Origin of the sequence: Qaidamihabitans albus, assembly GCF_016464705.1 — a bacterium.
Taxonomy (GTDB): domain Bacteria; phylum Actinomycetota; class Actinomycetes; order Mycobacteriales; family Pseudonocardiaceae; genus Qaidamihabitans; species Qaidamihabitans albus.
The window spans coordinates 158,296-171,172 of sequence record NZ_JAEHOB010000013.1 but is presented as its reverse complement, the minus strand read 5'-3'; the positions used below and the strand labels follow the sequence as shown (position 1 = coordinate 171,172).

The window sequence follows — 12,877 nt, the reverse complement described above, 5'->3', positions numbered from 1 at the left end:
GTTCCAACTCGTGTACGCCCTCACGACACGTGACCTGCAGCGGGAAGCGTGCACGGTCATCGACACATCTTGCCCGCCACGGAGTCACGGTGAGTGACAGGTGCACAATGACCGCGTGACCGAGCCGAAGAACTACGGCGACGGGGTCGCCGTGGTGATCGTGACCTACTCGCCAGGGGAGACCCTGGAGCGATTCCTCGACACGCTCGCCAAGGCGACCACGCGGGACGTGCAGGTCGTACTCGCCGACAACGGCTCGACCGACGGCGCGCCGGAGAAGGCGGCCGAGCGCGACAACGTGCGGCTGGTGTCCACCGGCGGCAACCTGGGCTACGGCACCGCCGCCAACCGGGGCGTCGCCGTGCTCGGCGACGACATCGGCTGGGTCGTCGTCGCCAACCCGGACCTGGAATGGGACCCGGGGTCGCTGGACGAGCTGCTCGACGTCGCCGAACGGTGGCCGCGGGGCGCCGCGTTCGGGCCGCTGATCCGCGAACCCGACGGCACCGTGTACCCGTCCGCGCGGCTGCTGCCCTCGCTCGGCCGCGGCATCGGGCACGCGCTGTTCGGCAAGGTGTGGCGCGGCAATCCGTGGACCCGGGCCTACCGGCAGGAGCAGGGCGAACCGGCCGAGCGCACCGCCGGCTGGCTGTCCGGTTCCTGCCAGCTACTGCGGCGCACCGCCTTCGACGCGGTCGGCGGCTTCGACCCGCGCTACTTCATGTACTTCGAGGACGTCGACCTCGGTGACCGGCTGGGCAGGGCGGGCTGGCTCAACGTCTACGCGCCGTCGGCGGGCGTGATGCACATCGGTGGCCAGGCGACCTCGAAGGCGTCCGCGCGGATGCTCGCCGCGCACCACGCGAGCGCCTACCGCTACCTGGCCGACCGGCACCGGGGCCTGGCGTGGCGGCCGGTGCTGGCGCTGGTCCGCGCGGGGCTGGCGATCCGGCTGCGGCTGGAGACCCGCCGGGGCTGAGCGCCGGTCCGCGCGGCGGCGACCACGGGCACGATCACAGGCCGTCGAGGCGGCGGGAGAGCTCCGACTGGGTGCGCCGGGTGGTGGTCGTCGGGATCAGCCCGCCGATCTCGGTGCGCTCGACCTCCGGCTCGGGCCCGCGGGAGGGCGGCAGGTCCAGCCGGGTGGTCGGCTCCGACTCGTCCAGGTGGCTGCCGCTCTCGGCCATCGACTGCTCGATCATCGACGACGGCAGGACCGTGGTGCTGTCCGGGTCCTGCTCGTCGATCCGGGACACCACGGATCTGGGTATCTGCTGGGTGTTCGCGGCATCCATCGGTGATGTCATGTTGTCCGGCGTGACGACGCCGTCCCGCGCCTGCGCGCGGGAAAGCAAGGCGTCCGCCCGATCGCGGGGGTCCATGCCCTCGCCTCCCGTACCTCACCCGAGGCCCTCTCCGAACGGGGCCGCCGCTGTGCTGTCTAGGGTAGGCCCTCCGGCCGCACGCCGTCAGCGTTTCCCGCGGCTTGTCGCCGGTCGGTGGGTCAGAGATGGAGGGATGCTCGCGATGACGTCCGTTCCCGGCGTCGATGCCGTGATTCTCGTGGGGGGCAAGGGCACGCGGCTGCGCCCGCTCACGCTGTCGGCGCCGAAGCCGATGCTGCCGACCGCCGGCGTGCCGTTCCTGTCGCACCTGCTCTCCCGGATCCGCGCGGCCGGGATCGAGCACGTGGTGCTCGGCACGTCCTACCGTGCCGAGGTCTTCGAGGAGCACTTCGGCGACGGCTCGGCGTTCGGCCTGGAGATCGACTACGTCGTCGAGGACGAGCCGCTGGACACCGGCGGCGCGATCCGCAACGTCGCCGGAAAGCTCCGCGCCGAGGACGCGGTGATCTTCAACGGCGACATCCTCTCGGGCGCCGACCTCGGTGCGCTCGTCGGCGCGCACCGCGCGGCGGCGGCGGACGTCACCCTGCAACTGCAGCGCGTGGCCGATCCCAGCCGGTTCGGCTCGGTGCCGACCGACGACAACGGCCGGGTGACCGCGTTCCTGGAGAAGACGCCGAACCCGCCGACCGACCAGGTCAACGCGGGCTGCTACGTCTTCCGCCGCTCGGTGATCGAGGCGATCCCCGCGGGCAGGCGGGTGTCGGTGGAGCGCGAGACCTTTCCGGGGCTGCTCGACGCCGGCGCGCGCGTGCAGGGTTTCGTCGACAGCTCGTACTGGCTGGACGTCGGCACGCCGGAGGCGTTCGTGCGCGGCTCGGCCGATCTCGTGCGCGGCGTCGCCCCGACCTCGGCACTGCCGGGGCCCGCGGGTGACCAGCTGTGCCTCGACGGCGCGGCCGTGGCGGCGGACGCGGCGGTGACCGGGGGTTCGACGATCGGGGCCTGCGCCGAGGTCGGCCCGGGTTCCCGGGTGGCCGGGTCGGTGCTGTTCGACGGCGCGCGCGTGGCGGAGGGCGCGGTCGTCGAGCGCTCCGTGCTCGGCGCGGGGACGCGCGTCGGGGCCGGCACCGTGCTGCGCGGTGTGGTCCTCGCCGACGGCGCCTCGGTCGGGGCCGGTTGCGAGCTGCTCGACGGGGCGAGGGTGTGGCCCGGTGTCGAGCTTCCCGACGGCTCGGTGCGGTTCTCCTCCGATGCCTGAGTGCTACCGGCGGTGGGTGCCGCCGTTCCCGGTCGACATCCCGGCGGTGCTCGCCCCGTTGCGGCGCGGGCGCGGCGATCCCTGCCTGCGGCTGGACGACGGTGGGCACGCGTGGCTCACCGCGAACACAGCCGACGGCCCTGGCACGCTGGTGCTGCGGGCACGCCGGGACGGCGCGGTCGAGGTGAAGGCGTGGGGCGCCGGCGCGCGAGCGCTGCTCGAGGGTGTGCCGGCGCTGCTCGGCGCCGACGATGACGACTCGGGTTTCGTCGCGCACCACGACGCCGTCGCCGAGGCCAGGCGGCGGTCGCCGCTGCTGCGGCTCGGCGCGACCGGTCGCGTGTGGGACGTGCTGGTGCCCAGCGTGCTGGAGCAGAAGGTCACCGGCTACGAGGCGCGGCGCTCGTGGCGGGAGCTGTGCCGCCGCTTCGGTGAGCCCGCGCCGGGGCCCGCACCCGCCGGGATGCGCGTACCGCCGACACCGGCCGCAATCCGCTCCATTGTGGACTGGAACTGGCACCGGTCCGGAGTGGACCTGACCCGGCGCACGACGTTGATTGCCGCGGCGCGCGTGGCGGAGCGGCTGGAACGGGCCGTGGAACTGCGAGGCGTGCCGGGCCGGGAGTGGCTGCGGCAGGTCCGCGGGATCGGGGTCTGGACGTCGGCGGAGATCGCGCAGCGGGCGTGGGGCGACCCGGACGCCGTCAGCTTCGGCGATTTCCACGTGCCCGCCGTCGTCGGCTGGGCGCTCGTGGGCGAGCCGCTGGACGACGAGGGCATGCACGCCGTGCTGGCCCCGTACGCGCCGCACCGGCACCGGGCGGTGCGCTACCTGGAGACGGCCGGGCACACCCGGCCGCGGTTCGGCCCGCGCCACCCGGTGCGCGACTACCGCGCCATGTGACACGTACGCGTGTCCGCACGCCATGCACACGTGTCCGCGCTTCGTGCACGTCGGCCTGCCAGGAAAGCGCGACACGTGTGCAGGGAACGCGGACGCGTGCGCGCCGGGCGCGGACACGGTGGTCAGCGGGGGAGCTGCCGGTAGGCGTCGACGAGCTGGGTCTCGGCGGCGTCGAAGTACTCGTCCAGCCTGCGCTCGGCCTCGGCGGTCGAGCCCGCGACGATCAGCTCCGTGAGATCCCGGTTGAGCCCGAGATAGGGCTCGTGGAACTCCCGCGGCCGGGACATCACATGGAAGGCCAGGCGCAGCTCGGCCAGTAGCTGCCGCATCGTCTCATCCACCCTCGGGCTGCAGGCGAGCCCGGCGACGGCCTGGTGGAAGCGCATGTTCGCGGTACCGACGTCGCGCCAGCGCTCCTGCTCGGCGGCCAGCTCACCGGCACTGACGGCGTGGTCGAGCGCGGCGACCCGCTCGGCATCCGCGGTGCCCGCGCGGCGCACCGCGCTGGTCTCCAGCATGCGCCGGATCCGGTAGAGGTCCACCACATCGTCGGCGGTCAGCACCCGGACGAACACGCCGCGGTGGAACTCGTGCACCAGCAGCCGTTCGTGCACCAGCAGCCGGAATGCCTCCCGCAGCGTGTTGCGGGAGACCGCGAGCGCGCGGCCCGCGCTCTCCTCGGACAACCGGGTGCCGGGCGGCAGCGCCCCCTCGATGATCCGCTGCCGTAGCACGTCGGCCACCCGCTCGGCGGTACTCGTGCGATCGAGCAGCGAACGGTCGCCCGCGAGCAGGTCGACCCACGGGTCCGTGGTGGTCATCAGCCCAGCTTAACAACGAAGTTCCACAAGAGTCTTGCAGGATTGTTCAACAACTCTGTACCGTGCCTCACACCCGAAGACGATGGGAGTTCCCATGGCCGAAAAGACGACCGGCACGGCGGGTGCCGTGGTCAAGCGCAGTGCTCTGCTCGGCGCGGTGTTCCTGATGGCGACCAGTGCCATCGGCCCGGGCTTCATCGCACAGACCACCCAGTTCACGGTCCAGCTGGGGGCCGCGTTCGCGTTCGCGATCGTGGTCTCGATCGTGATCGACATCGCGGTGCAGCTGAACGTGTGGCGGGTCATCGGCGTCTCCGGCCTGCGCGCGCAGGAGCTGGGCAACCGGGTGCTGCCCGGCGTCGGCTACCTGATGGCGGCGCTGGTGGTGTTCGGCGGGCTGGTGTTCAACATCGGCAACATCGCAGGCACGTCGCTGGGCCTGGACGCCCTGTTCGGACTCGAGGTCAAGATCGGCGGCGCCGTCTCCGCCGCCATCGCGGTCGCGATCTTCCTCAGCAAACGCGCCGGGGTGGCGATGGACCGCCTGGTGATCGTGCTCGGCGTGCTGATGATCGGGCTGACCACCTACGTCGCCATCGTCTCCGGGCCCCCGGTCGGCGAGGCGATGACCCAGGTCGTGCTGCCCGACACCATCGACTTCCTCGCCATCACCACGCTGATCGGCGGCACGGTCGGCGGCTACATCACCTACGCCGGGGCACACCGGCTGCTCGACGCGGGCGTGACCGGCCCAGGCCAGGTCGCCCAGGTCAGCCGAAGCTCGGTCATCTCGCTGCTGGTCACCGGCGTGATGCGGATCGTGCTGTTCCTGGCGATCCTCGGCGTCGTCGCGGGCGGGGCATCGCTGGCCACGGACAACCCGCCCGCCGAAGCGTTCGCCCACGCCGCCGGTGACGTCGGCCTGCGGCTGTTCGGCATGATCCTCTGGGCCGCCGGGATCACCTCGGTGCTGGGCGCCTCCTACACCTCGGTGTCGTTCCTGGTGACGTTCTCCGCCGCGCTGCGGCGCCACCGCAACTGGCTGATCATCGCCTTCATCGCCGTATCGGCGGTCGCCTTCCTGCTGCTGAACCAGGCCCCGACCACGCTGCTGGTGCTCGCGGGCGCGCTCAACGGGCTGATTCTGCCCGTCGGCTTCGGCGTGCTGCTGTGGGTCGCGGCGCGGCGTGCGGACCTGCTCGGCGGCTACCGTTACCCCCGGTGGTTGCTGACGATCGGTGTGCTCGCCTGGATGTTGACGCTGTACCTGGGATGGAAGTCGCTCAGCGGCATCGCGGAGCTGTGGGGCTGACGATGCGGATGCTGCCGTGTGCCGACTCCGGGCTGCTGGTCGAGCTGGACGACCTGGCCGCGGTCCGGGGTCTGCATGCGGCACTGGAGGCAGATCCGCCCGCCGGGGTCACCGATCTCGTCCCCGCCGCACGGACCCTCCTGCTGCGGCTCGACCCGGCCAAGGCGGACGTCGCCGAGATCGAGCGCGTGGTGCGCGCGACGCCGCCAGCCGAGAGCGCGGACGGCCGGGACGAGCTGCTGCGGGTACCGGTGGTCTACGACGGCGCGGATCTCGGCGAGGTGGCGCGGCTGACGGGGCTCACCGAACGGGAGGTCGTGGCCGAGCACACCGGTGCCGAATGGACGGTCGCCTTCGGCGGGTTCGCGCCCGGATTCGGCTATCTGACGGGCGGGTCGGCACGGCTGGAGGTCCCGCGGCGCGCCGAGTCCCGGACGCGGGTGCCTGCCGGCGCGGTCGCGCTCGCCGGGACATTCAGCGGGATCTATCCGCGGGAGTCGCCCGGCGGCTGGCAGCTGATCGGCCGCACCGGTCTGGAGACCTGGCGCGCCGATCGCGATCCGCCCGCGCTGCTGCGCCCCGGCGTGCGGGTCAGGTTCTTCGAGGAGACCGGCCGGTGAGCGGGGGTCTGGAGGTGCTCGAGGCGGGCCCGCTGTCCACGGTGCAGGACCTCGGGCGGTCCGGGTTCGCCGGGATCGGGGTGGGCATGTCCGGGGCCGCCGACCGGAGCTCCCTGCGGCTGGCGAACCGCCTCGCGGGCAACGACGAGGCCGCGGCGGCGGTCGAGGTGACCCTCGGCGGGTTCGCCGCGCGGGCGTTGCGCCCGCTCACGGTTGTGGTGACCGGCGCGCCCTGCCCGGTCACGGTCGGCGGCCGCGGTGCCGCGCCCAACGCGCTGGTGCACGTGCCGGCCGGCGCGGTGCTGCGCCTCGGGACTCCGGAGCGCGGCCTGCGCAGCTATGTCGCGGTGCGCGGCGGGGTCACCGTGGCGCCGGTGCTGGGCTCGCGGGCGACCGACCTGCTTTCCGGGCTGGGCCCCGAACCCCTGTGCCCGGGCACGGTGCTGCCCGTCGGGCCCGTCCCCGCACGGTGGCCGTCGGTCGGCTTCGCGCCGGTCGCGCCCCTCGCCGCGGACGAGCTCGTGCTCACCGTCGTCCCCGGCCCGCGGCACGACTGGTTCACCGAGCGTGCCCTCGGCACCCTGCTCGCCGAGCCGTACACGGTGACCTCGGAGAGCAACCGCATCGGCATCCGCCTCGACGGGCCCGCGCTCGACCGCCGCCGCGACGACGAGCTGCCCAGCGAGGGCATGGTGGCCGGTGCGCTCCAGGTTCCCCCGGCGAGCAGGCCAACGTTGTTCCTCGCCGATCATCCGGTGACCGGCGGCTATCCGGTGATCGCCGTCGTCGTCGCCGCCGATGTCGACAAGGCCGCCCAGGCCAGACCCGGCCTGCGGCTGCGGTTCACCGCGCGGGGAAGGAGAACGCGATGATGAAACCGACGGAGGCGCGGGAGCGGTTCCGCGCCGGGCTGCGGGTACCGACGTCCGGCTACTGCGCGGGCTGGACGCAGGCGAACCTGCTCAGCATCCCGCGCGAGTACGCGTTCGAGTTCCTGTTGTTCGCGCAGCGCAACCCGAAGGCGTGCCCGGTACTCGACGTGACGGAGCCGGGGGAGACGAGCGCGTCCATCTTCGGTGGGGACCTGCGCACCGACCTGCCCGCCTACCGCATCTACCGGGACGGGCTGCTGGTCGACGAGTGCACCGACGTCACCCGGTTCTGGCGGGAGGACCTGGTCTCCTTCCTGATCGGCTGCAGCTTCACCTTCGAGGCCGCGCTGCTGGAGGCCGGGGTGCCGGTGCGGCACATCGAGGCCGGGTCGAACGTGCCGATGTACCGGACGAACCGGGAGTGCCGCCCCGCGGGCAGGCTCTCCGGCTCGCTGGTGGTGTCGATGCGGCCCGTTCCGGCGGAGCTGGTGCCGACCGCCGTGCGGGTGACCTCGCGCTACCCGGACGTGCACGGCGCGCCGGTGCACGTCGGCGCGCCGGGCCTGCTGGGGCTGGACGACCTCGACCACCCGGACTTCGGCGACGCGGTGGAGGTCCGGCCCGGCGAGATCCCGGTGTTCTGGGCGTGCGGGGTGACGCCGCAGGCGGCGGTGATGCGCTCGAAACCGCCGTTCGCGATCGGTCACGCGCCGGGGCACATGGCGATCACCGACGCCCGCGACTCCGAGTTCCTCGCCTCGTGATTGCACTCACGAGCGGAGGGCGGCGGTGACGATGGCGACGGCCTCGTCGCGGCCGATGCCCAGGCGCGCCACCGTGGCCGCATACTCGGTGGCGGCCTCCCTGGCGCGCTGCCTGCTCTGGTCGCCGGAGGCGCCGACGAAGCTGCCCGCGCGCCCGCGCGTCTCGATGAGCCCCGCCTCCTCCAGCTCGCGGTAGGCGCGCGCGATCGTGTTCGGGGCGATGCCGAGGTCGGCGGCGAGCTTGCGCACGGTCGGCAGCTTGGTTCCCACGGCCAGCGTGCCGTCGTTGATCTGCCGGGCCAGCTCCGAGCGGACCTGCTCGAACGGCGGCACCTTGGAGGTGCTGTCGACGCTGACGATCATCGCGGGTCCACCGTGGCGTGCCGGGCCAGCGGGCGGCGGTGCTCGCGCAGGTAGGTCGCCGTCCACAGCAGCGCGGTCACCAGCGTGAACGCGAGCAGCGCCGTCATCTCGACGGCGCCGTGGGTGCTGGTCGAGGCCACCAGCGCGACCAGGACGGGGAACGGGACGATGTAGTGCGCGTCCTCGGTGCGCAGCAGGTCGTCGACCGCGAGGGTCTCGTCGTCCTCGGCCAGCGCGGGCCTGCGGACCTCCTCGCCGGCCACCACCGCGGCGACCACTCCGACGGCGAGCGTGCCCGCCGCGAAGATCACGCCGAGCGCGCGGTCGACGACGCTGGTGCTGAACAGCAGCATCCCCAGCCCGAGCGCGACCCCGCCGATGTAGGTCGAACCGGCGGCCAGCAGGAACGGGCCGCCGAGCACCTCACCCGGCGACCTGACCGCGCTGTGCGCGACCCGGCGCGGCATCCCCTCGGCGATGCTCCGCTCGGCGCGCCGCTTCCAGCGCGACAGCCACCAGCTTGAGCCCGCCATCAGCAGGTAGGCCCCGGCCAGTAGCACTGGCCCCATCAGTTCCGTGCCACCCGCCCGCACCGAAACGTCGACGACGAACTCGCGCAGGAGCGTGAAGCCGATGAGCAGGAAGCCGAACACCAGCAGGTGCACCACCAAGCGCTGCCGGGCCTGCTCGCGCACCGCCAGCCGGGCGGTGAGCAGCGGGCTCGGCTCGCGGCCTGGCGCCCGGTGCCGGGCCAGCCACCTGCGTGCCCGGCGCAGGTCGTTCTCGTCGACGTCGACCATCAACCCTCCTTTGTAGCAACCTTTGTGCCGTCAACGTGACACATATGGTGCTACAAAGTCAAGCCGTGCGCGGTTTCCGCAGGTCACCGGTCGTGAGTGAGGAGCCGCGTTCTAACTCGTGTGCGCACTCACGAGGCTCGGACCCGGTCCAGGGCGGTGGCGATCAGTTCGGTGAGGTCCTCGGTACCCGCGGGCAGGGCGTTCGCGGGCCACCACCGCAGGTCCTCGGACTCGTCGCTGCGCACGGGTTCGGCGCCATGCGGTGCCCGGACGAGGAACCGCACGTCGAAGTGCCGGGTCGGCACACCGAGCGAGCAGGTGATCGGGTGCACCTCGAGATGCAGCGGCTCCGGATCGAGTGTCAGACCCTCGATCCCGGACTCCTCCCGCGCCTCCCGCAGCGCTGCCGCGGCCAGCGACTCGTCCTCCGGTTCGCAGTGCCCGCCGAGTTGCAGCCACCGGCCGACCCGGGGATGCAGCGTCAGCAGCACCCGTTCCCCTGCGTGGTCGAGCACCACCGCCGACGCCGTGAGATGCCCGGCCGCGCACGCCCGCGCGCAGGCGTCCTCGCGCGCGGCGAGGAAGCCGAGGTAGCCGTGCCGCAGCGAATCCTGTGCGGTCGTCGGCGCCTTCCACGAGTCCAGTGTGGACACCGCGTCCGCGCGCAGGCTCACCACTCCACCAGCCCTTCGTCCAGCTCGCGGGCCTCGCGGGGGCTGGAAAGGTCCGTGACGGGGTGCCCGATCGCCACCGCGCCGAGCGGTTCCCAGCCCTGCTCCAGCCCCAGCGTCCGCCGCACCACGTCCGCCGCGAAGATCGTGGAGCCGATCCAGCACGAACCGAGCCCCTCCACCGCGAGCGAGATGAGCAGTCCCTGCACGGCGGCACCGGCGGCGACGGTGAACATCGTGTGCTCGCAGGCGTTGCGCCGGTCGTCCGGGTACGTGTGCGCGCCGTCGGCAACCAGGAACGGGATCACCACCTCGGGGGCGTCGAAGAGGATGTCGCCGCGCCGCAGCCGCTTGGCGATCTGCTCCTCGGTGAACCCGTCGCCGGCCAGGTCGGCGCGCCACGCCTCGCGCATGGCCGCCAGCAGCTCGTCGCGCCGGTGCCGCTCGCGCAGCCAGCCGAAGCGCACCGGCCGCGTGTGGTGCGGCGCGGGCGCGGTCAGGGCTGCCGCGATCGCGCGGCGCAGCGCCGCCGGGTCGACGGGGTCGTCGCGGAACTCGCGCACCGACCGGCGCAGCAGCACCGCCTCCCTGCGCCCCCGCTCGATCGCCTGGTCGGTGCCGAGGCGGAACAGGTCCTCCTCGACCGGCCGCACCAGGTCGCGGGCGGTGGAGGAGTCGTCGGTGAGCCGCAGGCCGCGCACCACGGCGACCGGTGTGCCGCCGAGCTTGCCCTTCACCAGGTCGGCAGCCGAGGCGATCTCGTCGGCCACCGCGACCTCGGTCACCGCCAGCTCGTTGCCCTGGCCGTCGACGGCGCCCTCGTAGGAGTGCAGCACGCGCAGCCCGGACGAGCCGATCGCCGCGTCGGTCTGGCCGAGCCGCCAGGCCCGGCCCATCGTGTCGGTGATCACCACGGCGACCTCGACGCCGAGCCGCTCGCGCAGCCCGTTGCGCAGCGCGAGTGCCGACGCGTCCGGGTCCGCAGGCAGCAGCGCCACCTTGTCGCCGGCCACATTGGACGCGTCCACTCCGGAGGCAGCCTGCACGATGCCGATCCCGTTCTGGGTGATCACCGTGCGGCCGAACCGGGCGATCACCCGCACGGCCTCCTGCTCGACCAGCTGGCGCCGGGCGGCGTCCCTGGCGTCGGGGTCGCGCGGCACGGTGACGAGCCTGCCCTCGATCTTGGACACGACCTTGCTGGTCACCACCACCACGTCACCGGAACGCAGCCAGCGCGCGGCGTCCGCGATCGCGCCGGTCAGGTCGTCGCCGGGCCGGAACTCCGGCAGGCCCTCGACCGCGATGACCTCCAGCCGCCCGGCGGCGGCGTGATCGTGCTCAGTCAACGTTCACTCCGGCCAGGTCGAGGGCGGCGCGCGCCATCTTCGCGGACGCGTCCACATCGGACATCAGCAGCGGCACCGCGCGCACCGCGACCCCCGGCACGTCCGCCGACTCGCCCGACTGCACGAGCCAGCCGTCCAGCAGGCCGTCCTCCGACGTCTGCCGGGAACCGAAATGCCTGCCCACCGCCTCGGCGGAGGTCTCGACGCCGATCGCGGCCAGGCACGCGTCGGCCATGCCGCGCAGTGGCCTGCCGCCGATGATGGGCGAGATCCCGACGATCCCCGCCTCGGTCTTGCGCAGCGCCTCCCGGATCCCGGGCACCGACAGCACCGTGCCGACCGACACCACGGGGTTCGACGGGGCGAACAGGACGGCGTCCGCCTCGGCGATCGCGGGCAGCACGCCAGGGCCGGGCGTGGACTCCTCGGCCGCCACCGGCACGATCGCGTGCGCGGGCAGTCGCGCGCGGTAACGCACCCACCACTCCTGGAAGTGCAGCGCCTTGCGCTGGCCCGGTTCGTCCGGGTCGTCCACCACGACGTGCGTCTCCACCCGGTCGTCGGTCATCGGCAGCAGCCGCACCCCCGGCCGCCACCGGTCGCACAGCGCCTCGGTCACCGCCGACAGCGGGTAGCCGGTGCGCAGCATCCGCGAGCGGATCAGGTGGGTGGCGATGTCCTTGTCGCCGAGTGCGAACCAGGTCGGTTCGGCGCCGTAGGCGGCCAGTTCCTCCTTCACCGTCCACGTCTCGCCGGCGTGTCCCCAGCCGCGCTCGGTGTCGATGCCACCGCCCAGCGTGTACATGCACGTGTCCAGGTCCGGGCAGACGCGCAAGCCGTGCAGCCACACGTCGTCGCCGGTGTTGACCACCGCGGTGATCTCGTGCGGTGAGCCCGCGGGCGCCTCGCCGACGGCGGGCAGTCCGAGGGCGGCCTTCACGCCGAGCAGGAAGCGGGCGCCACCCACTCCGCCGACTACAACCACAACCTTCACGGGGCCCGATCCTTCCACGTCCGGCCCGTCACGGGGCGGCGGGAACCCAGTAGCGATAACGATGGTGCTCGCGGAATCCGAGCCGCTCGTAGAGGGCGAGCGCGCCGCTGTTGCGCACCGACACCTGGAGTGCACAGCGGGTAGCGCCCAGGCCCGCCGCCCAGCCGCCGATCGCCCCCATCAGCGCGGTGGCGAGTCCGCCGCGGCGAAGCTCCGGCCGCACCGCAAGGCGGGCGACGTGCAGGACGTCACCGACGAGCACGCCCCGCACCGCGCCGGTGGTGCTGCCGCCGTCCTCGGCGACGCCGAACCCGGCGGGCGGGCGGCCGGTGAGCACGTGCCGCTGCGCGTCCGTGGGCTCGGTGGTGCCGACGGTCAGCTCCCACCAGCCGGGCGTCGGCGTGCCGAGCACGCGGGTCGGCGCGTGCTCCTCGGCCCGGCCGAGCGGCCCGAGCAGCACGGACACCTCGTTGCCCGCCGGGTGGTCGTCGTGCGGCACCCAGCCCGAACTCGCGAGCACGTCCTCGACCGGGCCGCCGAGGATCGCCTGCACCATCGGCTCGATGCCGTGAGCGTGGGCGAACTCACAGACCGATTCGAGCGCGCGGCGCACCGGGCCGTCCGGATCGCCGATGGCCAGTGCGCTGTTGGCCCGGCCGGTGAAGCCGCCTGCCGCCCGCAGCCGCCACCCGCCGAGGGCGCGTTCGACCTGCGGGGGCCAGGCGTCGGCGCACGCGTGCTCGAGCATTTCCGCGTCGTTCACCATTAGATTGGTAGCAAAGCCGCAAGCGAGGAGGATC

General features: G+C 73.3%; 15 protein-coding genes. 7 read left to right on the top strand and 8 right to left on the bottom strand.

Annotated elements, in window-relative coordinates:
* Nucleotides 1–115 precede the first annotated feature (115 nt).
* A complete protein-coding gene (locus JAP66_RS23440; RefSeq protein ID WP_199433972.1) occupies nt 116–979 on the top strand; it encodes a glycosyltransferase family 2 protein in 864 nt (287 codons plus the stop codon).
* A 34-nt stretch (nt 980–1,013) separates the two neighbouring features.
* On the opposite strand, the gene JAP66_RS23435 is transcribed toward JAP66_RS23440, so the two are convergent.
* Nucleotides 1,014–1,382, bottom strand: a complete 369-nt coding sequence (locus tag JAP66_RS23435; RefSeq protein WP_199433971.1) for a hypothetical protein — start codon at nt 1,380–1,382, stop codon at nt 1,014–1,016.
* Nucleotides 1,383–1,527: 145 nt separating this feature from the next.
* On the opposite strand from JAP66_RS23435, the gene manB reads away from it, so the two are divergent.
* Together manB and JAP66_RS23425 are read left to right on the top strand one after the other, a co-directional pair.
* A complete protein-coding gene (gene manB, locus JAP66_RS23430; RefSeq protein ID WP_199433970.1) occupies nt 1,528–2,607 on the top strand; it encodes a mannose-1-phosphate guanylyltransferase in 1,080 nt (359 codons plus the stop codon).
* Entirely contained in the window at nt 2,600–3,511 is a 912-nt protein-coding gene (locus JAP66_RS23425; protein ID WP_199433969.1) for a DNA-3-methyladenine glycosylase family protein, read from the top strand. Before manB ends, JAP66_RS23425 begins: the two co-directional genes overlap by 8 nt.
* A gap of 122 nt (nt 3,512–3,633) precedes the next feature.
* On the opposite strand, the gene JAP66_RS23420 is transcribed toward JAP66_RS23425, so the two are convergent.
* Nucleotides 3,634–4,332 (bottom strand): GntR family transcriptional regulator, encoded by a 699-nt coding sequence (locus JAP66_RS23420; RefSeq protein ID WP_199433968.1) that lies wholly within the window; start codon nt 4,330–4,332, stop codon nt 3,634–3,636.
* 94 nt (nt 4,333–4,426) lie between these two features.
* Here JAP66_RS23420 and JAP66_RS23415 point away from each other — a divergent pair, with 94 nt between their 5' ends.
* Genes JAP66_RS23415 through JAP66_RS23400 form a run of 4 tightly spaced genes read left to right on the top strand, consistent with a single transcriptional unit; the run spans nt 4,427 to nt 7,900 of the window.
* Nucleotides 4,427–5,644, top strand: a complete 1,218-nt coding sequence (locus JAP66_RS23415; RefSeq protein ID WP_199433967.1) for an NRAMP family divalent metal transporter — start codon at nt 4,427–4,429, stop codon at nt 5,642–5,644.
* A 2-nt stretch (nt 5,645–5,646) separates the two neighbouring features.
* Nucleotides 5,647–6,264 carry a 5-oxoprolinase subunit B family protein gene (locus tag JAP66_RS23410; protein ID WP_199434032.1) on the top strand — a complete coding sequence of 206 codons (618 nt, stop codon included), beginning with the start codon at nt 5,647–5,649 and terminating at the stop codon, nt 6,262–6,264.
* The gene (locus JAP66_RS23405) at nt 6,261–7,136 is read left to right on the top strand and encodes a 5-oxoprolinase subunit C family protein (RefSeq protein ID WP_199433966.1); all 876 of its coding nucleotides are present in this window, start codon (nt 6,261–6,263) and stop codon (nt 7,134–7,136) included. Before JAP66_RS23410 ends, JAP66_RS23405 begins: the two co-directional genes overlap by 4 nt.
* Complete coding sequence (locus JAP66_RS23400; protein ID WP_199434031.1) at nt 7,136–7,900, top strand: putative hydro-lyase; 765 nt, start codon at nt 7,136–7,138, stop codon at nt 7,898–7,900. Before JAP66_RS23405 ends, JAP66_RS23400 begins: the two co-directional genes overlap by 1 nt.
* Nucleotides 7,901–7,906: 6 nt before the next feature.
* Here JAP66_RS23400 and JAP66_RS23395 read toward each other — a convergent pair whose 3' ends face one another.
* The 6 genes from JAP66_RS23395 to JAP66_RS23370 all read right to left on the bottom strand — a co-directional run bounded on the left by JAP66_RS23395 (nt 7,907) and on the right by JAP66_RS23370 (nt 12,840).
* Entirely contained in the window at nt 7,907–8,263 is a 357-nt protein-coding gene (locus JAP66_RS23395; RefSeq protein ID WP_199433965.1) for a GntR family transcriptional regulator, read from the bottom strand.
* On the bottom strand, nt 8,260–9,063 hold the full coding sequence (locus JAP66_RS23390; RefSeq protein ID WP_199433964.1) for a hypothetical protein: 804 nt from the start codon (nt 9,061–9,063) through the stop codon (nt 8,260–8,262). Before JAP66_RS23390 ends, JAP66_RS23395 begins: the two co-directional genes overlap by 4 nt.
* 128 nt (nt 9,064–9,191) lie before the next feature.
* Entirely contained in the window at nt 9,192–9,737 is a 546-nt protein-coding gene (locus JAP66_RS23385; RefSeq protein ID WP_199433963.1) for an NUDIX hydrolase, read from the bottom strand.
* The gene (locus JAP66_RS23380; protein ID WP_199433962.1) at nt 9,734–11,083 is read right to left on the bottom strand and encodes a coenzyme F420-0:L-glutamate ligase; all 1,350 of its coding nucleotides are present in this window, start codon (nt 11,081–11,083) and stop codon (nt 9,734–9,736) included. Before JAP66_RS23380 ends, JAP66_RS23385 begins: the two co-directional genes overlap by 4 nt.
* A complete protein-coding gene (gene cofD / locus JAP66_RS23375; protein WP_199433961.1) occupies nt 11,076–12,077 on the bottom strand; it encodes a 2-phospho-L-lactate transferase in 1,002 nt (333 codons plus the stop codon). The genes JAP66_RS23380 and cofD overlap by 8 nt, the downstream gene beginning before the upstream one ends.
* A gap of 28 nt (nt 12,078–12,105) precedes the next feature.
* Nucleotides 12,106–12,840: a GNAT family N-acetyltransferase gene (locus JAP66_RS23370; RefSeq protein WP_307849691.1), complete on the bottom strand. Its 735-nt coding sequence runs from the start codon at nt 12,838–12,840 to the stop codon at nt 12,106–12,108.
* Between the last annotated feature and the right edge of the window lie 37 nt (nt 12,841–12,877).

What these genes read in the sequence shown, in the direction of transcription:
- JAP66_RS23435 (WP_199433971.1), bottom strand. Translation starts at nt 1,382, where the DNA reads ATGGACCCCCGCGATCGGGCGGACGCCTTGCTTTCCCGCGCGCAGGCG.
- JAP66_RS23400 (WP_199434031.1), top strand. Translation starts at nt 7,136, where the DNA reads ATGAAACCGACGGAGGCGCGGGAGCGGTTCCGCGCCGGGCTGCGGGTA.
- JAP66_RS23410 (WP_199434032.1), top strand. Translation starts at nt 5,647, where the DNA reads ATGCGGATGCTGCCGTGTGCCGACTCCGGGCTGCTGGTCGAGCTGGAC.
- JAP66_RS23425 (WP_199433969.1), top strand. Translation starts at nt 2,600, where the DNA reads ATGCCTGAGTGCTACCGGCGGTGGGTGCCGCCGTTCCCGGTCGACATC.
- JAP66_RS23395 (WP_199433965.1), bottom strand. Translation starts at nt 8,263, where the DNA reads ATGATCGTCAGCGTCGACAGCACCTCCAAGGTGCCGCCGTTCGAGCAG.
- JAP66_RS23390 (WP_199433964.1), bottom strand. Translation starts at nt 9,063, where the DNA reads ATGGTCGACGTCGACGAGAACGACCTGCGCCGGGCACGCAGGTGGCTG.
- JAP66_RS23420 (WP_199433968.1), bottom strand. Translation starts at nt 4,332, where the DNA reads ATGACCACCACGGACCCGTGGGTCGACCTGCTCGCGGGCGACCGTTCG.
- manB (WP_199433970.1), top strand. Translation starts at nt 1,528, where the DNA reads ATGACGTCCGTTCCCGGCGTCGATGCCGTGATTCTCGTGGGGGGCAAG.
- JAP66_RS23415 (WP_199433967.1), top strand. Translation starts at nt 4,427, where the DNA reads ATGGCCGAAAAGACGACCGGCACGGCGGGTGCCGTGGTCAAGCGCAGT.